This is a genomic window from Streptomyces aurantiacus (assembly GCF_027107535.1).
GTDB lineage: Bacteria > Actinomycetota > Actinomycetes > Streptomycetales > Streptomycetaceae > Streptomyces.
On sequence record NZ_CP114283.1, the window covers coordinates 1,282,504 to 1,305,955 of the forward strand.

17 protein-coding genes, 1 tRNA gene and 1 pseudogene are annotated in these 23,452 nt (G+C 72.5%); 13 read left to right on the forward strand and 6 right to left on the reverse strand.

Features of this window, described 5'->3' with window-relative positions; genetic code table 11:
- The first annotated feature begins 125 nt into the window (after positions 1 to 125).
- From O1Q96_RS07405 to O1Q96_RS07425, 5 genes are all read left to right on the forward strand, one after another.
- Positions 126 to 623, forward strand: a complete 498-nt coding sequence (locus O1Q96_RS07405; protein ID WP_269247389.1) for a DUF5949 family protein — start codon at positions 126 to 128, stop codon at positions 621 to 623.
- Positions 624 to 625: 2 nt separating this feature from the next.
- The gene (locus O1Q96_RS07410; protein ID WP_269247390.1) at positions 626 to 1,207 is read left to right on the forward strand and encodes a vitamin K epoxide reductase family protein; all 582 of its coding nucleotides are present in this window, start codon (positions 626 to 628) and stop codon (positions 1,205 to 1,207) included.
- Positions 1,208 to 1,305: 98 nt separating this feature from the next.
- Entirely contained in the window at positions 1,306 to 1,812 is a 507-nt protein-coding gene (locus O1Q96_RS07415; RefSeq protein ID WP_269247391.1) for a hypothetical protein, read from the forward strand.
- Between the two features lie 49 nt (positions 1,813 to 1,861).
- On the forward strand, positions 1,862 to 2,356 hold the full coding sequence (locus O1Q96_RS07420; RefSeq protein ID WP_269247392.1) for a tyrosinase family oxidase copper chaperone: 495 nt from the start codon (positions 1,862 to 1,864) through the stop codon (positions 2,354 to 2,356).
- Positions 2,340 to 3,206, forward strand: coding sequence for a tyrosinase family protein (locus O1Q96_RS07425; RefSeq protein ID WP_269247393.1), 867 nt, complete (start codon positions 2,340 to 2,342; stop codon positions 3,204 to 3,206). Before O1Q96_RS07420 ends, O1Q96_RS07425 begins: the two co-directional genes overlap by 17 nt.
- 85 nt (positions 3,207 to 3,291) lie before the next feature.
- On the opposite strand, the gene O1Q96_RS07430 is transcribed toward O1Q96_RS07425, so the two are convergent.
- The gene (locus O1Q96_RS07430; protein ID WP_269247394.1) at positions 3,292 to 3,558 is read right to left on the reverse strand and encodes a chaplin; all 267 of its coding nucleotides are present in this window, start codon (positions 3,556 to 3,558) and stop codon (positions 3,292 to 3,294) included.
- A gap of 305 nt (positions 3,559 to 3,863) precedes the next feature.
- Between O1Q96_RS07430 and O1Q96_RS07435 the strand changes: the two are divergent.
- Positions 3,864 to 4,169, forward strand: a pseudogene (locus O1Q96_RS07435) (DUF2087 domain-containing protein); the annotation flags it as partial.
- Positions 4,170 to 4,284: 115 nt separating this feature from the next.
- Here the strand turns inward: O1Q96_RS07435 and O1Q96_RS07440 are convergent.
- Together O1Q96_RS07440 and O1Q96_RS07445 are read right to left on the reverse strand one after the other, a co-directional pair.
- Complete coding sequence (locus O1Q96_RS07440) at positions 4,285 to 5,817, reverse strand: serine/threonine-protein kinase (RefSeq protein WP_269247395.1); 1,533 nt, start codon at positions 5,815 to 5,817, stop codon at positions 4,285 to 4,287.
- Positions 5,818 to 6,026: 209 nt separating this feature from the next.
- Positions 6,027 to 6,099, reverse strand: a tRNA-Arg gene (locus O1Q96_RS07445).
- A gap of 310 nt (positions 6,100 to 6,409) precedes the next feature.
- On the opposite strand from O1Q96_RS07445, the gene O1Q96_RS07450 reads away from it, so the two are divergent.
- The 7 genes from O1Q96_RS07450 to O1Q96_RS07480 all read left to right on the forward strand — a co-directional run bounded on the left by O1Q96_RS07450 (position 6,410) and on the right by O1Q96_RS07480 (position 15,849).
- Positions 6,410 to 8,017, forward strand: coding sequence for a dynamin family protein (locus O1Q96_RS07450; RefSeq protein WP_269247396.1), 1,608 nt, complete (start codon positions 6,410 to 6,412; stop codon positions 8,015 to 8,017).
- A complete protein-coding gene (locus O1Q96_RS07455; protein ID WP_419586485.1) occupies positions 8,014 to 10,110 on the forward strand; it encodes a GTPase in 2,097 nt (698 codons plus the stop codon). The genes O1Q96_RS07450 and O1Q96_RS07455 overlap by 4 nt, the downstream gene beginning before the upstream one ends.
- 506 nt (positions 10,111 to 10,616) lie before the next feature.
- Positions 10,617 to 11,087, forward strand: coding sequence for a single-stranded DNA-binding protein (locus O1Q96_RS07460; protein ID WP_269247397.1), 471 nt, complete (start codon positions 10,617 to 10,619; stop codon positions 11,085 to 11,087).
- 265 nt (positions 11,088 to 11,352) lie between these two features.
- Positions 11,353 to 12,765: a Cys-Gln thioester bond-forming surface protein gene (locus O1Q96_RS07465; RefSeq protein WP_419586486.1), complete on the forward strand. Its 1,413-nt coding sequence runs from the start codon at positions 11,353 to 11,355 to the stop codon at positions 12,763 to 12,765.
- A gap of 307 nt (positions 12,766 to 13,072) precedes the next feature.
- A complete protein-coding gene (gene ettA / locus O1Q96_RS07470) occupies positions 13,073 to 14,737 on the forward strand; it encodes an energy-dependent translational throttle protein EttA (RefSeq protein ID WP_217453716.1) in 1,665 nt (554 codons plus the stop codon).
- Between the two features lie 6 nt (positions 14,738 to 14,743).
- A complete protein-coding gene (locus tag O1Q96_RS07475) occupies positions 14,744 to 15,163 on the forward strand; it encodes an acyl-CoA thioesterase (protein WP_269247399.1) in 420 nt (139 codons plus the stop codon).
- Complete coding sequence (locus tag O1Q96_RS07480; protein ID WP_269247400.1) at positions 15,160 to 15,849, forward strand: DUF8185 domain-containing protein; 690 nt, start codon at positions 15,160 to 15,162, stop codon at positions 15,847 to 15,849. Before O1Q96_RS07475 ends, O1Q96_RS07480 begins: the two co-directional genes overlap by 4 nt.
- A gap of 40 nt (positions 15,850 to 15,889) precedes the next feature.
- Here the strand turns inward: O1Q96_RS07480 and O1Q96_RS07485 are convergent, their stop codons facing one another.
- The 3 genes from O1Q96_RS07485 to O1Q96_RS07495 are packed head-to-tail and all read right to left on the reverse strand — an operon-like array spanning position 15,890 to position 23,358.
- The gene (locus tag O1Q96_RS07485) at positions 15,890 to 16,867 is read right to left on the reverse strand and encodes an ABC transporter ATP-binding protein (protein WP_269247401.1); all 978 of its coding nucleotides are present in this window, start codon (positions 16,865 to 16,867) and stop codon (positions 15,890 to 15,892) included.
- A 46-nt stretch (positions 16,868 to 16,913) separates the two neighbouring features.
- The gene (locus O1Q96_RS07490) at positions 16,914 to 19,817 is read right to left on the reverse strand and encodes an FtsX-like permease family protein (protein ID WP_269247402.1); all 2,904 of its coding nucleotides are present in this window, start codon (positions 19,815 to 19,817) and stop codon (positions 16,914 to 16,916) included.
- Between the two features lies 1 nt (position 19,818).
- Positions 19,819 to 23,358 (reverse strand): FtsX-like permease family protein, encoded by a 3,540-nt coding sequence (locus O1Q96_RS07495; protein ID WP_269247403.1) that lies wholly within the window; start codon positions 23,356 to 23,358, stop codon positions 19,819 to 19,821.
- Positions 23,359 to 23,452 lie beyond the last annotated feature (94 nt).

Genomic DNA, 23,452 nt, shown 5'->3' on the forward strand with positions numbered 1-23,452 from the left:
GTGTTCCGAATGATCTTCCCGTCCGTTCGACACCGTCCCTCGTTCGTGTGGAGACCCGGACGGAAATCCCCCGGGCGGGTGAGAAAGGGAGCGGACGCATTCCGGCACGTCGATACGGTTCCGCGGTGACCTCAACCTCAAGCGAAACGCGTCCCTTTAACGCCGCGGACCTCGGCACCCTCGTCGTCATGGCGTGGAGCGGCGAACACCCCGACGGAGACATGCCCTTCCTGCTCGCCTACTCCCTCGGTGACGGCAAGGGCGGCCCCGAGGGCTCCGCGGCCGCCGTCGAGCAGCTGCTGACCCGCAACGGCCTGCCCATCGGCGACGAGATCGTCGACGGCACCCGGCAGCCGAGCTTCCCCGTCGTCCTCCTCGTCGAGGCCGGGCAGGCCGTCGTCACCATGGCGCACCTCAACGCCCAGTGCACCGCACCGCCGGAGTGGCTCGCCGCTGTCGGTGAACGCGGTTACGCCTATCTCCTGTTCACCACCCGCCCGTGGCCCGAGGCCGAGCCGGGCAAGCCCGTCGCGCCGGAGGCCCTGGCCGCCTTCGCCGGTGACGAGGAGACCCTGAACAACGCGGCGCACGCCCTCGTTCCGGCCCGCAGCCTGCGCGGCTGACGATGCGCACCGCGGGTGCCGGCCGGGCGTTCGCCCTTCTGCTGGTGATCACGGGCGCGGCCGGACTGCTGGCCTCCTGGGTCATCACCATCGACAAGTTCAAGCTGCTGGAGGACCCGGACTTCACGCCGGGCTGCAGCCTGAACCCGGTCGTCTCCTGCGGCAACATCATGAAGAGCGACCAGGCCTCCGTGTTCGGGTTCCCCAACCCGATGCTCGGTCTGGTCGCGTACGCCATCGTGATCTGCGTCGGCATGAGCCTGCTCGCCGGTGCGGTGTTCCCGCGCTGGTACTGGCTGACCTTGAACGCGGGCACGCTGTTCGGCGTCGGATTCGTGACCTGGCTCCAGTACGAGTCGCTGTACCGGATCAACTCGCTGTGCCTGTGGTGCTGTCTGGCGTGGATCGCCACCGTCGTCATGTTCTGGTATGTGACGTCGTTCAACGTACGAAATGAATTCCTGCCCGCGTCACCTCGGTTGCGGATCTTCCTCGCCGAATTCACCTGGGTGCTGCCGGTCTTGCACCTGGGGGTGATCGGCATGCTCGTGTTGACGCGTTGGTGGGACTTCTGGACGAGCTGAAGATTGCATCCACCGGGGGAATTTTGATCTGATCCTGTTCGCCGGGTCGTTACCCGTTTCGGACGCACCCCCCGAATCCCGAAAGGCCCGTGCCTGAGATGAAGTCCACCACCCGAGGAACTCTTGCCGCCGTCGTCACCTGCGTGGCGGCCGCCGTCGCGACGCCCGCCGTCGCGGCCGACGGGGTCCCGGTCGCCGTACCGCTGGAAGGCGTGGAGAACTCCCTGAACATGGAGATGCCCAGGATCGGTGGGACCGTGCCGCTGCTCATGCCGGGCAGCCCCGACGGGCCGCGGTACGTCGAAGGCCGGCTGCTGCCGGACCGGGCCGTCCCGCAACTGCCGGTCAGCGGCCAACTGCCCTCGCTCGATCTGCGTACGCCGCTGCCGCGGGTGCTCGGGGACACCTTCGACCACCTCGCCGCCAGCACCCCCACCTCCGATCTGCGGGCCCTGACGCCCGGTGCCTCGCTCGACGCGCCGCTGAGCGCGCCGCGCCCGGACAAGCTCGGCCTCCCGGACCCGAAGCTGCCCGAGGTCGGCATCCTGGCTCCGATCCTTCAGGCGGCACCGGGGGCGAACCTGGGCCTCGCGCCCGGGCTGTAGGCGACGCGAAGCCCGTACGGAACGTGATGGAGGGGGTGGAGGAGTGCGGGTGAGAGGGGCTGAGGGCACGCGGCGGGACATCCTGAGAGGGGTGCTCGCCGCGGCCGTGACGGCGGCTCTGGCTCCGCTCGTCGCGGCATCGAGGCCGTCACGTGCGGAGCCGTACGTCCCCGGCGGGCCGGCCGGTGGCCCGCCCGAGGAGGCGGCCGAGTTCGAGGTGGAGTTCGCCGCCGGGTTCGACGAGATGTACCGCGGGCGCCGCATCCGCGGGTTCAAGGACGAGGCGGGCGGCGTGCACACGGCCGGGGCCGTGCGTGCGGCGCAGGCCGGGCCGTGGCGGGTCACGGTGGACGAGCGGCCGCTGCACCTCATGCGGCGGGCCGACGGCGGCTATCTGACGATGGTCGACCACTACCAGTCGTACCCGACACCGCTGGCCGCCGCCCGCGCGGCCGTGGACGAACTGGGTGGCACACTGCGGCTGCGCGAGCCCGCCGCGGAGGTGGAGCGGGGGGAGGAGCACGGGCATGGCGTACACGCGTAAGAACGTGAGCGCGCTGACGCGTACGGAGAAGCGCAGGCTCGTCGGAGCGTTCCTGGAGATCAAACGCACCGGTGAGTACGACGAGTTCGTCCGCATGCACATCGACCACTACGTGTCGGACGGGGAGGGCGGGCTGCGGGCGGCCCACATGGCGCCCTCCTTCCTGCCCTGGCACCGGCGATTCCTGCTCGACCTGGAGCGGGCACTGCGCCGGGTGGACGCCGGGGTGTCCGTGCCGTACTGGGACTGGACGAAGGACCGCACACCCGCCGCCTCCCTGTGGCAGGAGGACCTCCTCGGGGGCAACGGGCGGCGGTCCGACCGGCAGGTGACGACCGGGCCGTTCGCCCGCCGGCACAAGAAGTGGGTCGTCAAGGAGTCGATGACCGACGGCGACTACCTCATGCGTGACCTCGGCCGGCCTCACGACCCGCTCCCCCTGCCCACCGCCGCCGAACTCGCCCGGGCCCTCAACGACCCCGTGTACGACGTGGCGCCCTGGGACTCCACGTCGGGCCGGGGCTTTCGCAACAGGCTCGAAGGGTGGGGGACCGGACGGGGCAACGACGCCTGGCGCAACCACAACCGGGTCCACCGCTGGGTTGGCGGACACATGCTCGGCGGAGCCTCGGTCAACGACCCCGTCTTCTGGCTGCACCACTCGTTCGTCGACCTGCTCTGGACGCGCTGGCAGAAGCGGCACCAGGGCGCACGGTATCTGCCCAAGTCGCCGCCCGAGCTGGGCGACCTGCAGCACGGACGGATCGTGGCGCGGCACGAGGAGATGCCGCCCTGGGGCGTGACGCCGGACGAGATGGAGGACCACAGCCGGATCTACCGGTACGTGTGAGGCGCCGGCGTGGGAGATGGTCCGGGACACGTGAAGGCCCCCGGCGGTGTTCTGTCGCCGGGGGCCTTCACGTTGGTGCGATGGCTCAGCGGCCGTAGCCCTTGGGGCCGTCGTCGAGGTTCGCGCACTTGTTGCCGAACGCCGGGTTCAGCAGGCCGATGACGTTCACGGTGTTGCCGCAGACGTTGACCGGCACGTGGACCGGGACCTGGATGACGTTGCCCGACAGGACGCCGGGCGAGCCGATGGCCTTGCCCGCGGCGTCCGCGTCGGCCATGGCCAGACCGGCGCCACTGATGACAGCGGCACTGGTGCCGAGCGCGACACCGGCTGCCTTCGCGATGCGAGACATCACGTTCTCTCCTTCGAATCGGTGAGCGCGGCAGCATGAACGCAACCGCACTGCCCTTTCAACGCTGAGGCTCACGGCGGGTAACGGTGCTCGGCGGTGCATCATCCACCAACTTGCTTCATATGGGGCGATAAGTCATATGAGGTGAAGGGCTCTTCGGTCGACGGACAGAGAACCGGATACGGAGAGTGTCCGGCCGGGACGGGAAAACCGGATGAGACCCGGCGCCCCTCCGAATAGCATCCCCGCGGTGTTCGTACGAGGCGGGCACCTGCCCAGGAGGAAGGGATGCCCCCATGACCGGTACGGCTCGTACGGAGGCCGCATCCGCCCGCGACGGGGAGGAGGCGATCTTGCGGACCTTCGTGCGCGACGGCCGGCTGACGCGGCTGCCCGCCCGGTGGAACCGCAAGCTGATCGTTCTGCGGCACATCGCCGAGGAGACGTTCCGGCCGGGTGCCGACTACCGCGAGCCCGAGGTGAACGAGAAGCTGCGCGGCTGGTGCGAGGGCGGAGAGACCGACCATGTGACGCTGCGGCGCAGTCTGGTGGACCACCATCACCTGCGCCGCAGCGACGGGGTGTACCGGAGGGCGGACGAGGCCGCCTGAGCCGACAGGCGGCCCGGGGCGCGGGGGACCCGCAGGGTGGGACGGGCGCTTCTCCCCGACTGCCCTCAGAGGCAGGGGCAGGGGCAGGGGCTGAGCGGCGAGTTGCCGGACCGTGTCACGGGCGGGTGCAGCGGCCCGTCGCGGCGGCGGCCGGGGGGCGGCACTGGAAGCCGTAGTCGTCGGCGCTCGTGCTCAGGTATCGGCCGGTGCAGCTGGTCGGCGTGGTCCTGCCGCGGCTGTCGCAGAAGGTCAGGGCGGCGCGGCCGTCGGTGAAGGGGCCCGGGGCGTAGACGACCCAGTAACCGGGGCGGAGGGACGCGTAGTCGTCGCTGCGGAGGTAGACCGCCTCGGGGACGGTCTCCCGGACAACGGCGAGCCGTTGGTCCCGGACAGCGGTGCCGGAGGCGACCGGTTCGGAGAAGAGCTGGGCGATCCAGCCCTGGGCGGCGGAGCCCTGCGACTGCGACGGGGTGGCTGGCGTGGACGGCGTCGGCGCGTCCGCGGGCACCGGTGTCCGCTTCTCGGACCGCGAGGGCGAGGCGGCGGACTTCGACGCGCCGCTTCCCTTGGCGGCGCTGTGCTTGGCGCCCGGATCACGCAGGTTGAGGTACAGGGTGGTCGCGGCCGCCGCGAGGGCGACGACGGTGACAGCGGCAGCGGCGACGAGCGCGACACGCCCGCCGCGTCCGGGTGGGCGGTGACTTTGGACGGGCACCGTGAGTGCGCCGACCGGCTCGGCGGGCAAGGAACCGCCCGACCCGGACGGTACGTCGAGGACGCGCGTCGGAGCCGTCGGAGGGGGCGGCAGCGTGGCGGTCGCCGTCGGCGCCGACCACTCCGGCGCCGTACCCGACTCGACCTGGGCCAGCATCGCGTCCAGCCGGGCCGCGTCGGGACGAGCCGCCGGATCGCGCACGAGCAGGGCCTCGAGTACGGGCGACAGCGGGCCGGAGCGCACCGGCGGGGGCACGGCCTCGTCGAGCACGGCGGCCAGCGTGGTCAGGGCCGTCCCGCGGCGCAGCGGACTGACGCCCTCCACGCACACGTACAGGACGAGACCCAGGGACCAGAGGTCGGACGCCGGATCGTCGTTGTTGCCGCGGATCCTCTCGGGGGCGATGTACTCGGGGGAGCCGATGAGTTCGCCGGTGGCCGTCAGCGCGGTCGAACCCTGGAGCGCCGCGATGCCGAAGTCGGTGAGCACGGCGGAGCCGTCGGCGCGCAGCAAAATGTTGGCGGGTTTGACGTCCCGGTGCTGGACTCCGGACGCGTCGGCGGCGCGCAGCGCGGCGAGCACCTGCCGGCCCAGGCGAGCGGCCTCCGTGGGGGGCAGCGGACCGGCGTCGAGCCGCTCCTGGAGCGAGACGCCTTCCACGAGTTCCATCACGAGCCACGGGTGCGGGTCGTCGTCGACGATGTGATGGATCATCACCACGTTCGGGTGGCTGACCCGGGCGAGCGCCCGCGCCTCGCGCAGGACCCGCTCACGGACGGCTTCGGAGGCTGCCGCGTCGTGCCGTACGGCCTTGAGGGCGACCTCCCGGTGCAGCACGCCGTCGCGCGCCCGCCACACCGTCCCCATGCCTCCGCTCCCGAGCCGTCCGATCAGCTCGAACCGCCCGTCGACCACGTCCCCCACTGCGCTCATGGCCACAGGCTAGTGGCGTCGTCCGGCCCTAAGGACGCCGGGCCCGTGCGTCCGAAGCGCCGCTCCGGTGCGACCGGCACGCCCGGTGCGGAAAAGGTGCCCGCCCTCGGGCAGGCGACGGCCACCGGGTTCATTCCGCGTGGCCGGCCCGTCGGCGCGGCCTGCTCGGGGCAGCAAAAAAGCCCTCCCGGAGGGAGGGCGGGGAGAGGCGCCCCCGGCAGGACTCGAACCTGCGGCCAAGCGCTTAGAAGGCGCCTGCTCTATCCACTGAGCTACGGGGGCCGGGTGTGGTGGCCTGTGGTGCTGGTGCCCGGATGTGGGCGGGGCTGTGCCGTGCCGGGGACAAGGATAGAGCTCCTGGGTCCCTTTGCCTGACGCTTCGCCTCCGTGGCTCGATGTGGAGGTTCAGTGAAGCGGTCCTGATAATCGCAGGCAGGTGCGAATCGTGCATCGCTTTTGGCGTCTCACGCCCCGGGTGTTGTGCACTCGTTATGCCTGCGCCCCAGTCGTCCCTTCCGCCCCGTGTGTCCTATCGGCGCGCAGACATGCCCATATGCTTTAGAAACCCTCCAAAATTGGGCATTCTTCGCATGTGGTGACCTTGGACGTACGGCCCCAGCTGCTCGACGCACTCTCCGCCCTGCGCGACCGTGTCGCCGCCGCACGCTTCCCGCTGCCCCTGGCGGGGGCTCCACGCGCGCGTGCCAACCGCGACGAACTGCTCGCGCAACTCGACGACTATCTCGTGCCCCGCTTGAGGGAACCCGAAGCACCCCTGCTCGCCGTGATCGGAGGATCGACCGGAGCCGGCAAGTCGACGCTGGTCAACTCCCTTGTGGGGCGGCGGGTCAGCGAGGCCGGGGTGCTTCGGCCCACGACACGTACGCCGGTGCTCGTCTGCCATCCCGAGGACCATCACTGGTTCAGCGGGATGCGCGTACTGCCCGACCTCACACGCGTGTGGGTGCCCCAGCTGGAGGCCGGTGACGATCCGCTGCTGCCGGGCGAGGACGACACGCGCGTGCTGCGGATCGAGACGGCCGACACCCTCCCGCGCGGGCTCGCGCTCCTCGACGCGCCCGATGTCGACTCCCTGGTGGCCGACAACCGGGTGCTCGCCGCCGAACTCATCTGCGCGGCCGACATCTGGGTCATGGTGACCACGGCGGCACGGTACGCCGACGCGGTGCCGTGGCATCTGCTGCGTACCGCCAAGGAGCACGACGCCACCCTCGTCACCGTGCTCGACCGGGTGCCTCACCAGGTGGTGTCCGAGGTCTCCCGCCAGTACGGCGCGCTGCTCGCCAAGGCGGGGCTCGGCGAGGTACCCCGCTTCACCGTGCCCGAACTGCCCGAATCCGCCTGGGGTGGGGGGCTGCTTCCGGCCACCGCAGTGGCGCCCCTGCGTGCCTGGCTCGCCCAGCAGGTGCAGGATCCGGGCGCCCGGCAACAGGCGATGGCACGCACGGCCTACGGGGTGCTCGACTCGCTGAAGTCGCGGATGCCCGAGCTCGCCAGCGCCTCCGCCGCCCAGTACGCCGCCGCGCTGCGGCTCACCGCGGCCGTCGACGGGGCGTACGACAGCGAGTACACGCGCCTGCGGGGCCGCCTGCAGGCCGGGGCCGTCCTCGCCGGGGGTGCGCTCAAGCGGTGGCGCAGCTACCCGCTGGACTGCACCGCCGGTGAACTGCTCGACGCGCTCGTCGAGAGCCTGGCCGCACTCCTGCTGTGCGCCGTCGCCGCGGCCGACGAGCGCATCGACGAGGCGTGGCGGCGCGAACCCGCCGCGTCGGCCCCGGGGCTGACGGACCGGGATCCGGTGCTGGAGAGCGCCGAGCACCGTATCGGGCTGGCCGTACGGCGCTGGCGGCGGATCCTCGAGGAGTACGCAGAGGAGGAGGTGCGCGCCCTGGAGAAGAGCGTCGCGCCGGATCCCGAGGTGGTGGCCGCACTGGTCGCCACCGCGCTCCTGGGCGGCCGGCGGGCGCGGTCCGCGGGCGAAGGGCTCGCCGAGCGGATCGGTGCCCACGGCGCGCTGCGGCTGCGCGACAAGGGCGGCCGGCTGCTCACCGACTACCTCGACAGGACGCTGCACGACGAACGGGAGCGGCGGCTCGCCCCGCTCGACGCACTCGACGTACATCCGGAACCCCAGGCCGAACTCATCGCCGCGCTGTCCGTACTGCAGAAGGAGAGGTGACCGCGGTGACCGCCGTCACGGACCACACGGATCACGCCGACCAGCCGGGAGACGACGACGAGGGGCGGGAGGGCGAGGGGCGCCCGGAGGAAGGGCGTCCTGACCAGGAGCGCTCGGGCCAGGAGGGCTTGGGCCAGGAGGGCGTGCGTCGGGAACGCGTGAGCGACGAGCGCCGGGGTGAGAAGCGCCGGGACGGGAAGCGTTCGGGCCGTGGGCACGCGCGCGTGGAGGACGATTCCGTGACCGACCGGAGAAGCACCCGCAAGAAGGACCCCGACAGGAAGGCCGCCCGCAAGGAGAGTGGTGATGCGGGGGACATGCGCACGGGGGACCGTGACGACTCCGAGCGGGTCACTGACGCCGACGGTACGGACGACGCCGACACCGCTGAGCCGGCGGGCGCCTGGGACGACGGGCTGATCGCACGCCGTGTGACCGCCACGGCCGAGGGACAGACCAGGCCCGTACAGGAGACCGTCGTGGACAACAGACCGCCCGTGGTGACTCCCCTCGCGTACGACGGGCCGCTGCGGTCCCGCCTCGACGCCCTGCGCGAACTGGTGGGGCTCTCCCGCACGCGGCTCGACAGCCGGACCCTCGCAGAGGCGGGACAGGTTCTGGACGAGGCGGCGGCGCGGCGCAGACTCTCGGGACAGCACACCGTCGTCGCCATTGCCGGAGCCACCGGAAGCGGCAAGTCGCAGCTCTTCAACGCGCTCGCCGGAGTGGCCATCTCGGAGACCGGGGTACGCAGGCCGACCACCGCCGCCCCCATCGCCTGCAGTTGGAGCGACGGCGCGGCAGGCCTCATCGACCGGCTCGGCATTCCCGGGCGGCTGCGCCGTCGGCCCCTGCAGAGCGCGGAGGCCGAGGCGCAGTTGCGCGGGCTCGTCCTGGTGGACCTGCCCGACCACGACTCGGCGGCCGTCCAGCACCGCGAACACGTCGACCGGATCCTCGCCCTCGTGGACGCCGTCATCTGGGTCGTCGACCCGGAGAAGTACGCCGACGCGGTACTGCACGAGCGCTATCTGCGGCCCATGGCGGGACACGCGGAGGTCACCTTCGTGGTCCTCAACCAGATCGACCGGCTGCCCGGAGAAGCCGCCGACCAGGTCCTCGACGACCTGCGGCGGCTGCTCGACGAGGACGGGATCGCCCTCGGCGAGTACGGCGAGCCGGGCGCGACCGTCCTTGCGCTGTCCGCGCTGACCGGCGACGGCATCAGTGAACTGCGCGAGGTGCTCGGCCATTTCGTGGCCGAGCGGGGCGCCGCGTCCCGCCGGATCTCCGCCGACGTGGACGCGGCCGCGGTGCGCCTGTGGCCCGTCTACGCGAACCGGCGGACGGCAGGGCTCAGTGAGGAGGCGCGCGACGAGTTCGCCGACCGTCTCGCCGACGCGGTCGGTGCCACGGCGGCGGGTGAGGCGGCCGAACGCGCGTGGCGCCGCAACGCCAACCGCGCGTGCGGCACGCCCTGGCTACGGCTGTGGCGCTGGCACCAGGACCGGCGCGAACCACCGACCGGACGCCTCTCGGTACGGGCACAGGCCGACGAGGAGGCCACGGCGCGGCAGCGCGTCGAACAGGCGGTGCGCACGGTCGCCGAGCAGGCGGCCGGCGGACTGCCCGCGCCCTGGGCGCAGGCGGTGCGCGAGGCGGCCGTACGTGGGTCGCAGGGGCTGTCCGAGGCCCTGGACGAACTGGCGGTACGGGCCGGGACTCCCGTCGGGCGGCCGCCGCGGCCCGGATGGTGGCCGGTCGCCGTGCTCGCGCAGGCGGCCATGACCATCCTCCAAGTCGTCGGCGGGCTGTGGCTGCTGGGACAGGTCATCGGCTTCATGTCGCCGAACCTCGGCGTGCCCGTGCTGCTGATGGTCGTCGGCATCGTGGGTGGCCCGGGCGTCGAATGGGCCTGCAAACTGGCGGCGAGCGGACCCGCGCGAAGGTACGGCCTGGAGGCGGAACGCCGGTTGCGGGAGGCCGCCTCGGGGTGCGGCCGGGCCCGGGTGCTCGACCCCGTGGCGGCGGAGCTGCTGCGGTACCGGGAGGTGCGGGAGCAGTTTCTGCGGGTTACGGGGGTCGGGGTCTAGACGGGGCGAGCGAGGGCGGGGCGCCGGTCCGGCGTAGCGTTCCGGGGCGTTCCGGGGCGTTCCGGGGCGTTCCGGGGCGTTCCGGGGCGTTCCGGGGCGTTCCGGGGCGTTCCGGGGCGTTCCGGGGCGGCCTGGAGAGGCCGCGGGGCTGGGGCCGGGCTTGTGGCTGCCCGGGGCGGGCTGCGTCGGCCCCACGGGCCCACGGGCCCTGGTGGCCCTGGGCTGGTCCGGTTTGTGTCAGCCGGGGGCCGGGGGCCGGGGGCCGGGGGCCGCTGGACGGCGGGAGCGTCGGGGGCGGGTGACGGTAGGCGGAAGTCCCCGTTCGGGTGGCGGAGTTGTCCACAACCGGACGGTGGCCCACAGGGCTCAGCGGGCTCGGGCCGGCGGAGGCAGTCTGAGGGCGCGGCGATCACGACGTGGTCGCGACGCGGCCGGCGTGCGATGGCCGCGACAGACGCAGCCGTACGGGACGAGCCCGTGCGCGTGGGCAAGGGAGGGCTTCCGCGATGAACGAGACGATGGTGTGCGTGGTGGGGAACGTGGCTACGCAGCCGGTGTTCCGGGAGACGGCGGCAGGCACGTCGGCGAGGTTCCGGCTGGCGGTCACGCAGCGGTACTGGGACCGCGAGAAGAACACCTGGACGGACGGGCACACCAACTTCTTCACGGTATGGGCCAATCGGGCGCTCGCGGCGAACGTGCAGGCGTCCGTGTCGCTGGGCGAACCACTCGTGGTGCGCGGCAGGTTGAAGGTCCGCTCCGAACAGCGTGACGGGCAGTCGAGGGTGGGCGCGGACATCGAGGCCTCGGCGATCGGCCACGACCTGGCCCGCGGCACCACGGCGTTCCGCAGGACACACAGGAGCGATCCGGCATCGGACACGCCGAACCGGCCGGAACCCAGCTGGGAAACGGAGCCGGCGGTTCAGGCGGACGAGACAGCTCAGCGGCAGCAGGAACCGGCCTTGGTGACGTGAGCGCGGGCACCGGATCCGCGATCTGACCGAAGTGCGGCTTATCGGCGAGTGCGTTCCGAACGGTCCCTGGGGATTTGTCGATAAGCCCAGCTCGCGCCCGGTCCAGGCGATAACGATTCCGATTCGGATCACTGATCGGATGACATCACCGGGAAGGGAGATGCGCCCCGTCCTTAGGATGCCGGGCATAGCTCTCGGGGCTTCTGATTCTGCTGGTGGGACCGTAACCCCCCACGTCAACGGGTCCTGCTCGAAGGGGAATTCTGTGCTTTCTTCGTTCTCTGCGTCGTCCGTGCACGGGCGAGGTGCTGTCACCGTCCGGCTGGCCGCGGTGGCGCTCGTGACCGGCCTCGTCGCCGTGAGCGCCGTGACCGGGGCCGGTGCGGCCGTCGCGGACGAACTCCCCCAGAGCCAGGGCGGCGCGACCGCCACCATAGGCGGGCTGAAGACGGCCGGGACGGCCGTCATCCACGAGAACGGCGAGGACAAGCGGCTCTCCGCGGGGCTGTTCGAGATGTCCGTCGACAACGGCGGGACCCTGCAGACGTATTGCGTCGACATCCACAGCCCGACGCAGAAGGACGCCAAGTACCAGGAGACCTCCTGGAGCGGTACGTCGCTGCACGGGAACCCCGACGCGGGCCGGATCCGCTGGATCCTCCAGAACTCCTACCCGCAGGTCAACGACCTCGCCGCGCTGGCCGCGAAGGCGGGCGCGAGCGGCCTCACCGAGCAGGACGCGGCGGCCGGTACGCAGGTGGCGATCTGGCGGTACTCGGACGGCGCCGACGTGGACGCCGTGGACCCACAGGCGGAGAAGCTCGCCGACTACCTGCAGCGCAGCGCCCGCGACCTCGACGAACCGGAGGCGTCCCTCAGCCTGGACCCGCCCGCGGTCTCCGGCCGCCCCGGTGAGCTGCTCGGCCCTGTCACCGTGCGCACGAACGCGAACGGTGTGACGGTGACACCGCCTGCCGACATCACGAGCGGGGTGAAGATCGTCGACCGGGACGGCGAGGAGATCACGTCCGCGGCCGACGGCGGCGAGTTGTTCTTCGATGTGCCCGAGGACGCCCCGGCCGGCTCGGCCGCGCTGACGGTGCAGGCCTCGACGACGGTCCCGGTCGGGCGGGCCTTCGCCTCCGAGACCAGGAGCCAGACCCAGATCCTGGCCGGCTCCAGCGAGTCGACGGTCTCGGCTGCGGCGACCGCGAACTGGGCCGAGACCGGGGCCGTACCCGCGCTGTCGGCCGAGAAGAACTGCGCCGAGGGCGGCGTGGACATCACGGCGGTCAACGCAGGTGACGAAGCGTTCACGTTCGAGCTGATGGGCACCGAGCACACCATCGCGGCGGGCGCGTCACAGACCGTGACGGTCCCGCTGCGGGAGGACCAGGCGTACGACTTCACGGTCAAGGGGCCGGGCGGCTACGAGAAGCGGTTCCAGGGCGTGCTCGACTGCCGCACGCAGAGCAGTGCCGGTGGCGAGACGACCCAGACGCTGAGCGAGCCCAGCCCCGCCACGGTGGGCGGCACCTCCGTCACGACCGCCGACCTCGCCGAGACGGGCTCGTCCGGCGCCACCCCGCTGATAGCCGGGATCGCGATCGGCCTGGTCGTGATCGGCGGCGCCGCGCTGGTCCTCGTCCGCAGGAAGAACACCGCGACGCGGGACTGAAGAGCGAACCAACCAGCTCCTTGACAATTGGACAGTGAGTGATCACAGATTTACTCGCTGTACCGCTGGGGCTGTTCCCGCGTGACGCGAAACACCGGCGCCGAAGATTCGGCCGCCTCCGCACCGGGCCGTCCGCCCGAAGACGGGGGGCGGCTCCCGACGCCGCTCCGTGCCGACCGGAAGAGACGGACGCCGGGCGTGCCCCGCTACGGGGCCTAGGCCATACGCGTTTCCCCCCAGGGGTGGCGGTACGGCAAGATGGGGTGTATCTGCCCACTGCCGATTTCAAGCGTCCGGACGGTTTCTCTTGGCTGAGTTCATTTACACCATGCGCAAGACGCGCAAGGCGCACGGCGACAAGGTGATTCTCGATGACGTCACCCTGAACTTCCTGCCGGGAGCGAAGATCGGCGTCGTCGGGCCGAACGGTGCCGGTAAGTCGACCGTGCTGAAGATCATGGCGGGGCTCGAGCAGCCGTCGAACGGTGACGCGTTCCTGTCGCCGGGCTTCAGCGTCGGCATCCTCATGCAGGAGCCGGAGCTGGACGAGAGCAAGACGGTCCTGGAGAACGTCCAGGACGGCGCCGCCGAGCTCATGGGCAAGCTCAAGCGCTTCAACGAGGTCGCCGAGCTGATGGCGACGGACTACTCGGACGCGCTCATGGACGAGATGGGCAAGCTCCAGGAAGACCTGGACCACTCCAACGCGTGGGACCTCGACGCGCAGCTGGAGCAGGCCATGGACGCGCTGGGCTGCCCGCCCGGCGACTGGCCGGTCACCACCCTCTCCGGTGGTGAGAAGCGCCGCGTCGCGCTCTGCAAGCTGCTGATCGAGGCTCCGGACCTGCTCCTCCTCGACGAGCCCACCAACCACCTCGACGCCGAGTCGGTGAACTGGCTGGAGCAGCACCTCTCGAAGTACGCGGGCGCCGTCGTCGCCGTCACTCACGACCGGTACTTCCTGAACAACGTCGCCGAGTGGATCCTCGAACTGGACCGCGGCCGCGCGATTCCCTACGAGGGCAACTACTCCACGTACCTCGACAAGAAGTCCACCCGCCTCAAGGTCGAGGGCCGCAAGGACGAGAAGCGTCAGAAGCGGCTCAAGGAAGAGCTGGAGTGGGTCCGGTCCAACGCCAAGGGCCGTCAGACCAAGTCCAAGGCGCGCCTCGCCCGTTACGAGGAGATGGCAGCCGAGGCCGACAAGATGCGGAAGCTGGACTTCGAGGAGATCCAGATCCCGCCGGGCCCGCGTCTGGGCTCCATCGTCGTCGAGGTTCAGAACCTTTCCAAGGCGTTCGGTGACAAGGTCCTCATCGATGACCTGAGCTTCACCCTGCCGCGTAACGGGATCGTCGGGGTCATCGGCCCGAACGGCGCCGGCAAGACCACGCTCTTCAAGATGATCCAGGGCCTGGAGACGCCGGACTCCGGCGCGATCAAGGTCGGCGACACCGTCAAGATCAGTTACGTCGACCAGAGCCGCGCCAACATCGACCCCAAGAAGACGCTGTGGGCCGTCGTTTCCGACGAGCTCGACTACATCAACGTCGGTCAGGTCGAGATGCCGTCGCGGGCCTACGTGTCCGCCTTCGGCTTCAAGGGCCCGGACCAGCAGAAGCCCGCCGGTGTCCTCTCCGGCGGTGAGCGCAACCGCCTGAACCTGGCGCTGACCCTCAAGGAGGGCGGCAACCTGCTGCTCCTCGACGAGCCCACCAACGACCTCGACGTCGAGACCCTGTCGTCGCTCGAGAACGCGCTGCTGGAGTTCCCCGGTGCGGCCGTGGTCATCTCCCACGACCGCTGGTTCCTGGACCGGGTCGCGACGCACATCCTCGCGTACGAGGGTGAGTCGAAGTGGTACTGGTTCGAGGGCAACTTCGAGTCGTACGAGAAGAACAAGGTCGAGCGGCTCGGACCGGACGCCGCGCGTCCTCACCGCGCCACCTACAAGAAGCTGACCCGGGGCTGATCTCTCTTGCGGCACATCTACCGCTGCCCGCTGCGCTGGGCGGACATGGACGCGTACGGCCACATCAACAACGTGGTCTTCCTCCGCTACCTGGAGGAGGCGCGTATCGACTTCCTGTTCCGCCCGGACAAGGATTTCCAGCAGGGGTCCGTGGTGGCGCGCCATGAGATCGACTACAAGCAGCAGTTGGTCCACCGGCACCAGCCGGTCGACATCGAGCTGTGGGTCACGCAGATCAGGGCGGCGTCGTTCACCATCGCCTACGAGGTCAAGGACCCGGACCAGGTGTACGTCCGGGCGCAGACGGTCATAGTGCCGTTCGACTTCGAGGCGCAGCGGCCACGTCGTATCACCGCGGAGGAGCGCGAGTTCCTCGAGGAGTACACGGACGACGTGGCCGGTTCCGCGGGGGCCGTCGCCGCATGACGGTCCTGCACCTCGTCGACGAGGGGGAGGCGGCGGATCTCGCCGCCTTCCTGGCCAGGCTGATCCACTACGACCGGGCGGCCGCGGTGCGGCTGCAGGTGTCGGGGACGACACTCGCGGTGTTCGGCCGGCCACCGTCGTTCGAGGTGCTCGCGATCCGTACGGCACGGCTCGCGAAGCCCTACGAGGACGGGCTGGACCTCGTCCTCGATGTGACGGTCTCCGCAGGTGAACTCCTGGAGTCCCTCGACGAGTCGGCGGCCACGGCGGCCGTGCCCGCCGCCGTCACCGGCCCGCCGTGGGCCGGGGTGCTGCCGCCGCGCGGCGGCTGGCGGCCGGAGCCGGGCCTGCCCGCGCTCGACGCGGTGCGTACGACGGTGGCCGCGGTGGTCGCCGAATTCCGGTCGCGTATCGACGAGTTGGCGCCCGAAGGCCGTACGCGGGCCGCACTCGACCGGATCGGGCGGGAGATCTGGTCCCGGCCGGTCGGGGACACCGGGCTCCCGGTACGGGCCGCGCACGCTGCTCAGTCGCTGGGATTCCTGAGGCCCGCGCGAGCCACCACCCCCGACGACGCCGTACTGCGCCTGCTCTCGTCGGGCACGTGGCTCAGACTACGGACGCCCTACGGGTCGATCGCCGTACGCAGGGCGGGACTCGGGGCGCTGGACGTCAGCGTTCGCTGAGCGTTCCAAGGGCGTCCGGGCGGGCCCCTTCGCCGGCGGGTCAGCGGTGCTCGCTGTCGTCCGGCCAGATCCCGATGTGGTCCGGCTCCAGTTCCAGGGCCACGCGGTCGTGCATGCCGAGGGCCTCGGTGTACTCGGCGGGGAGCTGGAGCCGGCCGGCCCGGTCGAGCATCGCGTACTCGCGCGCGACCACCGTCTCGTGGCCGGTCGTCGCGTCGACCTCCGTGCGCCGCAGGACCTCCGTGGAGGTGCGGCCGTCGCGGATGGCGACCGTGCGGCGGACCTCACCGGCGACCGACTGGTCGTGCGTGACGATCACGATGGTCGTGCCCAGGCGCTCGTTCGCGGTGCGGAAGGCGGCGAAGATCTGCTCGGCGGTGTGCGAGTCGAGCTCGCCGGTGGGTTCGTCGGCGAGGAGGACGTCGGGGGCGTTGGCCAGCGCCACGGCGATGGCGACGCGCTGCTGCTGACCACCGGACATCTGATACGGGCGGCGGGCCCGGCAGTCCGCCACCTCCAGCAACTCCAGTAGTTCCAGGGCGTGTTGCGCCTGGGCGCGACGATGCCTGCGGGAGCCGCCGAGCTGCATCGGCAGGGCGACGTTCTGGGCGGCGGTCAGATAGGGGAGGAGATTGCGGGCCGTCTGCTGCCAGACGAATCCGACGGTCTCGCGCCGGTAGCGCAACCGGTCCTTGGCTCCCATGGTCAACAGGTCGTGACCCGCGACCCGGGCGGCGCCCGCGGTGGGGGTGTCCAGGCCCGCCAGGATGTTCATCAGGGTCGACTTCCCACTGCCGGACGCGCCCACCAGCGCCATCAGCTCGCCCTCGCGGACAAGGAGGTCGAGGCCCTGGAGTGCCTGTACCTCCACGCCGTCCGCGGAGAAGATCCGGACCAGCCGGTCGCAGGTGATCAGGGCGTCGTGGCCGTAGGCGGGGCGGTCGCGGCGGTCGGCGGCGCGCTGTGCGAGGTCGGCGAAGGTGGGGTCGGCCGGGCCGGTGGAATCGGTGGTCGTCATCGGTTGGCTCCGGTGGTGGTTGTCGTCCGGTGGCTTCGGGCGGTCGTCATCGGCTGTCTCCCGCTCTCAGTTCCCTGACCGATCCCCGCCGCCCCGTCCACCATGCCTGGCCGGCGGCGATCCCCGTGGCGACGAGGAGCACGGCGAGGGAGGGCAGCAGCAGGGACACCGGATCGGTGTGCAGCGCGGCGGTACCGGGAGGAGGGGCGCCGCCGGGGGTGGCGAGGGCGACGGCGGTGAGGTCGACACCGGGTGCCAGGAGGCGGACCGCCGCCCAGCCGGTCAGGGCACCGCCCACCGCGGCCAGCAGGGCCTGCGGCAGCGCTTCGAGTACGAGCAGCCGGCGGCCCTGGCCCCGGGTGAGGCCCATCGTGCGCAGTCGGGCCAGCAGGGCCGCGCGTTCGGGCGCCGCGCGCATCAGGGCGAGCAGCAGCGCGAGTACGGCGTATCCGGAGCCGGCCGCCACCGCCACCGTGTAGACGCGTTCCGCGCCGGACTGGAGGGGGGAGTCGACGTACCGCGCGCGTTCTTCGGACCGCAGCTGGACGTCCGCGGTGGTTCCGGCGGCCTTGCGCAGGGCGCCCCCGTCCAGGTGGTCGCCGGTCAGCATGAGGGCGGTCGGACGCGCGGGGGCGGCGCCGAGGCCGGCGCGGTCCACGACGAGGAAGTCGGTGCCCGACAGGGCCGGGGTCAGGTCGCGTACGACGGTGATGCGGACGGTGATCTCGCTGCGGTCCTCCAGGCGTACCGGGAAGGGCCGGGTGCCGAAACGGTCGGCGACGGAAGGGGAGGCGAGGGCAGGGAGCGGGGACTCGCCCGATCCGTCCGCGTCCGCCGGGCCTGCCGCTTCCGGGTCGGTCGAGGTGCCCGCTCCTTGATCCGCCGAGGCGCCGCTTCCCGAGGTCCGTGAGGTGCCCTCGGCCTTCAGCTCGCCTGCTGGAAAGGCCCCCAGCCGCGTCCGCTGCGCCAGCCGGGCGTACCCCTCGGGCTCCACGCCGACCAGGGGCACCGTCTCGAACCCGGCCCCCGGCTTAGCCTCGTACCCGATGCTCAGCGGTGTGACGTCGCGGACGCCGGGTGCCGAGCGGATCCGGTCCGGGAGGGCGCGGGGCAGTGCGCCCATCGCCTCGATGCGCGCGTCGGCTCCGAGGGTCAGCAGTGCCGCCCGGTCGCGCGCGTCCGAGACCCCCGTGAGGACCGAACCTCCGAACGCGGCGGTGGTGAGCGCCGTCAGGAGGGCGAGCAGAGGGAGCACCGTGGAGACGGAGGTGCGGCCCGCGCGGGCCAGTGAGAGGTGGCCGACCGCGCCGCGCAGCCGGCCGGCGGGCCGGGCCAGGCGGCGCAGCGGCAGCGGATAGAGCCGGACCAGGACGAGCGCGGCGATCACGCCGATCAACACCGGGGCGAGCGAGACGAGTTGGTCGCCGGAGGAGTCCAGGCTCGCCGGATCGCCGGAGCCGGCCGTCCCGGCGGACTCCCCGGAGGTTCCCCGCCGCCGCAGGGCGAACACCGCGGCCGACGCCAGCACCAGCAGGGTGAGTTCGGCGACGGTACGGCGCCGGGAGGGGCGTACGGACGCGAGGTCCTCGCGGGCCCCGTGGACGCGTACGGCACGGTGGGTGACCCAGGCGCGCGCGGGAAGCATGGCGCACGCGAGGAGCACGACGGCGGCGGCGGTCCACGCGGCGTACGAGAGGCGGCCGTAGGGGACGGCGAGCAGGGCGCCCGCGAGGCCGAGGACACCCGCCGGTACCGCGACCACCGCGGTCTCGGCGAACAGCCGTGCGGTGAGGCCCCGCAGGGAGGCGCCCCGGGCGCGCAGCAGGGCCAGTTCGGGGCGCCTGCGGTCGGCGGTGAGGCCACCGGCCATGAGCAGGACGACGACGGCGACCGTGGCGGTGCCGAAGGCGGCGACGGCGACGAGGGGGCGGATACCGGACCGGAGCGCGGCGTAGGAGGTGAGGACGTCGTCGAGCTCGGTGCTCGCGTCGGCCTCCGGGTCGGTGAACTCGCGCACCTTCAGCAGGCCGGGCCCGGACTCCAGCGCGGCGACCGAGCTCGCCAGCCGGGGCAGGTCGCTCGCGGTCAGGGCCGCGGGGGACGGGGCCAGCTGCCAGTAGCGCGCGGGGGCGCCGGGGGTGCCGAGGAGCACCGGGGCCGCGTCGGGGGACAGGAGGAGCGCACCGACCCAGTACGTACTCGGCTCGGCGCCCTGGGTGGGGAGCCGCATGATCGCCGGGGTGCGCAGGATGGGCTGCGTGGCCCAGTACGCACCCTCGCGGTCGCGCGGGGCGACGATGCCGGTGACGCGGACGGCGAGCGGGGCCCGCCCCACGGCGGGGACGTGGATCACCGAACCCACCTTGATCCGCAGGCGGTCGGCGGTCTCCGTGGTGACCGCGGCCTCCACTTCCGGGGCCGACGCGGTCACCTTGCCCTCGGCACGCGGGAGGCGGCCCGCGCGCAGCCGGGCGTGTTCGGCGAGGCCGTGGTGCGCGGCGAGGGTCATCTGCGCGGGCAGTCCGCTGGGCCGCGGCAGCCACTTCTCCGCGGCCTCGAGGGATTTCGTCGTGCGGGCGCCGTACGTGGACTGCCCGGGGTCCGCGACCAGGGGCCGCTCGACCACGTTCAGGATCCGCTCGTACTCCTTGCGCAGCGAGGCCGGACGCAGGACCGACTCGCGTTCCCCCTGCGTGCTGCCGAGGGTGGGCGGCGGGGCCGTCACCTGTACGGAGGACCTGCGGGCCGTCGCGTCGACGACCGCCTGGCGCAGGCCCGCGTCCTCGTAGCGGTCGATGGCACGCGGGAAGGCCGCGGCCAGGCAGACGGTCGCCGTCACCAGCAGTGCGAGGGCGACGGCGGTACCGGGCGCCGCCCGCAGGCGGGTGCGGATCCAGGGAGCCACGGGGCGGTCCGCGCCCCTGGGTCCGAAGGTCCGACGCTGTCCCATCTCACTCACCTCCCTGCTCGTGCAGCGCACGCAGCGACGCGGTCGAGTCGCCCCGCCGCAGCGCCAGCACGCCGGTGACGATCAGCGGTGCGACCACCAGGGCGGCCAGCAGGAACGCGACCCGCCCGAGGGGCAGTTCCACCAGCACCTCCGGGACCGGTCGGGTGGCCCGGGACGTCAGCACGATCAACGGAATCACCGCCCGGCTGAGCACCGCCCCCAACGCCACTCCCACCACCAGCGCCAGCGCCACCAGGACTCCCTGCTCGGCCGCGATCAGGCGGGCCAGCTGGCGGCGCGGCGCCCCCAGGGCGCGGAGCAGGGCGAACTCGGCCCCCCGCTCCCGCAGTGATCCCGCCGTACTCACCGCGAAGCCCACGGCGGCCAGCGCGGCGGCGACCACGGAAGCCGCCGCGAAAGCCGCCTCCGGGCCCGCGCCGAACGGATCGTCCCGCAGCCGCTCGGCGATCTCGTCCCGCACGATCACCTGTGACGGCTCGACGTCGGGCCGTTCACGCAGTTCCGCCGCCACCCGCGCGGTGGCGCCGGGCGCGGTCCGCAGCCACCACTCGGTGGGCGCGACGCTCTTCCCGTACCGCTCGTCCAGCACCCGGTTCACGGAGCGGAGATCGACCAGCAGAGCCCCGCCGGAGGTGTCCCCGGCGCTGGGGTCCTCCGTGGTCGGCAGCGCGCGCACGCTCTCCACGATCCGTACCGGTACGGCCGAACCGCCGAACCGCACGTCCAGGCGTTGCCCCGTACGGGCACCCGCGGCCGTCAGGAAGTCGTCGGTCGCCACGGCCTCGACCTCGGGCGCGAGGGGCCGGTCCGCCTGCAGCCGGAGCATCAGCGACGAGGTCTCCCAGGGGGCGTCGCCGGGGATGAAACCGGTGCCGTAGGTCACTGTCAGCGGGCTCCCGGACTCCACGTCCGGACGGGTCGGGGTGTTGCCCGCCTTGGGATCGGCCGTGGTGCTGTCGCTGCTGGACGTCGCCTGCCATGACGTGGGCGCCGACAGCCGCTGCTTCGTCCCGTCCGCTCGCGTGGCCGTCAACTCCTCCACGGACAGCCGGTGTTCCTCCGCGCGGCCCGTCGGCTGGGCCATGTCCAGTTGCGCCCCGGTCAGCGAGAGGGGTTCCGCGGCCCGGTCGGAGGGGGTCTGCCCGTCCGGCACCAGGTCCGCGGTGAGGCGGTGTGTCCTGCCGTCGGCGGGGAACTCTCCGACCGGCAGGTGGTACGGCGTGCCGTACCGGTCCTCCAGCGTCAGCGTCACGTCCGCCGACATCTCGGAGCGGAAGGCCGCCGGGTCCGCGGAGTCCGGGTCCGGCCGCTGCTCGGTCGCCCGGATCCGCAGGGCCAGTGCGAGCCGCTCGCTGTCCTTGGGCAGGGGCACGCCCACCTGCGTGGGACGCCCCGGCCCGAGCCCCGCCAGCATCCTCCTGACCGGTTCCTCCGCCAGGTCCCCGCGCATCAGCATCGCGGCGGCGTCCGGATCCGGGTCCGTCTCCGTGTCCGCGGAACCGGAGCCCGCTCCGGAGCCCGAGCCCGAGAAGGAGCCCTTGCCGGGACCCTTGCCGGGCCCCGCAGCGGAGTCCGTCCCGGCGCCCGCAGTGTCCAGCGCCAGCACCGCGGCCGTGCGGTTGCCGGACAGCGGCAGCGTCGTACGCATCGCCGGGGCGGCCCCGCGCACGCCGTCGAGGTCCGCGTAGAGCCCGGCCCGCGCCAGCCCGTCCTCGCTGCCCGCGAGCACCCGCACGGACGTGCCCGCCAGGAAGTCCGCCTGGTCGTCCTGCGAGCGGTCCCACGACGCGCCCTGGCCGATGGCGAGCATGCCCATGGCGACGGCGAGGACGAGCAGCAGGACGGGCCCGGCGCCCCGCATCGGGCGACGGCTGAACTGCCAGCCCGCGAGTGCCGTCGGCAGACCCCGGCCGCTCACCGCGCGCCGCTCGGCGAGACGGGCCACGGGCGGCAGCAGCCGCAGGGTGAGCACGGTTCCGGCCAGCAGGGCGAGTGCCGGGGCGGCGACGAGGAGGGGATCGATGCCGAGGGTGTTCGTGGGTACCCCCGCCGCCCGGTCGGAGCCGAGCGCCCGGGAGGTACCGCCGGTGACGGCACCGGAGGTCTGCCGGCTCAGCTGCCAGTACGCGACGGCCGCGATCACCAGCAGGCCGACGTCCGCACCGGCCCGTACCGGCGCCGGGAGCGAGCGGGCCCGGCCGCCACCCGGGCCGTCGGCTCGTGCGGTCAGCGTGGGCACCGTCACCGCCAGGGCGCAGCCCAGGGCGACCGCGGCCGCCGCCCACCACACCGCGGCGGCCGTGACCGAGGTGTCCAGGCGCAGGCCGATCCGCGACAGCGACCCCTGTCCGGCCAGCAGCCTCGTCAACGTCCCGGCGAGCAGCGGCGCGCACAGCGCGGCGGGCAGGGCGAGGAGCGACGCCTCCATCGCGGCGAGCCGGGCCACCCGCCCGCGCGAAGCGCCCCGCGCCCGCAACAGCCTTGTCTCACCCGCCCGTTCGACACTGAGCAGCCGGGCCACGAGCAGCAGCGCGTATCCTGCGAGCAGTGCGAGCTGGAGGGCGACGATCAGCAGCGTCGAGCGGGAGACCAGCAACGACCGCTCGACCTGCTCCAGTTCCTCGGGCAGCGATGTGGTGACCGCGGTGGTGCCGTGCAGCGAGGGGGACTTGAGCAGTGAACGCGGTCCCTCTCGCGCCGCGTCCCGCAGGGCACCGATCCGCCCGGTCGTCAGCGCCGAGAAGTCGGCGGACGCCAGCCAGGCGGTGGCCCCGGAGCTCACCGACGGCCCCTGCCCGCCGGTCCCCTTCGCCGATAGAGCCGCCGGGTCCGCGAGCAGCGGCCCGTACGTCGTGAAGTCGAGCCTGCTGACCCCGCGACCGCGCAAATCGTCCAACTGCCAGTAGGGCGAGGTGATGCGTACGGGCCGGTACAGGCCGGTCACCCGGATCCGTACGTCCGGGCCGTCGAAGCGGTCGACGAGTGTCAGTCGCGCCCCCGGTTTCAGCGCCAGCCGCCGCGCGGCCGGCTCGGGAAGGGCCACCTCGATCTCGCGGTTCCCGGCCGGGGCGCCGGGCAGGCGTCCCTCGACCGTCCGTACCTGGGTGCGATCCAGCGCCGCGAAGTGCGTGAGATCCGGGTCCTTCGAGCGGGCGGCGGGCGGCTGCACGGACTTCGGCAGGGCGTAGGGGCCCGACCGGGTCAGCGTCCGCAGTGTCACCGGCAGTCCGTCGAAGGTGCGCCGGGCCCCCTCGCGTACGGCCTTGTCGGCGGCCTCGCGCTCCCGCGCAGGGACATCGGCCTTGACGACCAGCGTCGTGGCCGCGGCGCTCTCCGAAGCGGTTCCCGCCGGGTCGGTGCTCGCCGGGTCGAGGAGCGAGTGGCGCAGCGCCGCGTCGCCGATCGCGCCCGAGTACGCGGTCAGGGTCGTCAGTACCGCCGTGGTCAGCAGCACGGTCAGCAGCGCGGCGGCCAGGAGCAGGCGGTGCGCCCGCACGCGCGAGAAGACGAACCCCGTCACCCGGCCCCCCGCCGTATCCCGGACACCCCGGATCTTCGGGATGTCCGGTGATGTTGTCAGAGAGGAGGGGGCGCGGGAAAGCGCTTCAGAACCG

Excerpts from the sequence above, each read along its gene's own strand:
- O1Q96_RS07410 (WP_269247390.1), top strand. The coding sequence starts at position 626 with ATGCGCACCGCGGGTGCCGGCCGGGCGTTCGCCCTTCTGCTGGTGATC.
- O1Q96_RS07415 (WP_269247391.1), top strand. The coding sequence starts at position 1,306 with ATGAAGTCCACCACCCGAGGAACTCTTGCCGCCGTCGTCACCTGCGTG.
- O1Q96_RS07425 (WP_269247393.1), top strand. The coding sequence starts at position 2,340 with ATGGCGTACACGCGTAAGAACGTGAGCGCGCTGACGCGTACGGAGAAG.
- O1Q96_RS07430 (WP_269247394.1), bottom strand. The coding sequence starts at position 3,558 with ATGTCTCGCATCGCGAAGGCAGCCGGTGTCGCGCTCGGCACCAGTGCC.
- O1Q96_RS07440 (WP_269247395.1), bottom strand. The coding sequence starts at position 5,817 with ATGAGCGCAGTGGGGGACGTGGTCGACGGGCGGTTCGAGCTGATCGGA.
- O1Q96_RS07460 (WP_269247397.1), top strand. The coding sequence starts at position 10,617 with ATGAACGAGACGATGGTGTGCGTGGTGGGGAACGTGGCTACGCAGCCG.
- O1Q96_RS07480 (WP_269247400.1), top strand. The coding sequence starts at position 15,160 with ATGACGGTCCTGCACCTCGTCGACGAGGGGGAGGCGGCGGATCTCGCC.
- O1Q96_RS07485 (WP_269247401.1), bottom strand. The coding sequence starts at position 16,867 with ATGACGACCACCGATTCCACCGGCCCGGCCGACCCCACCTTCGCCGAC.
- O1Q96_RS07490 (WP_269247402.1), bottom strand. The coding sequence starts at position 19,817 with ATGGGACAGCGTCGGACCTTCGGACCCAGGGGCGCGGACCGCCCCGTG.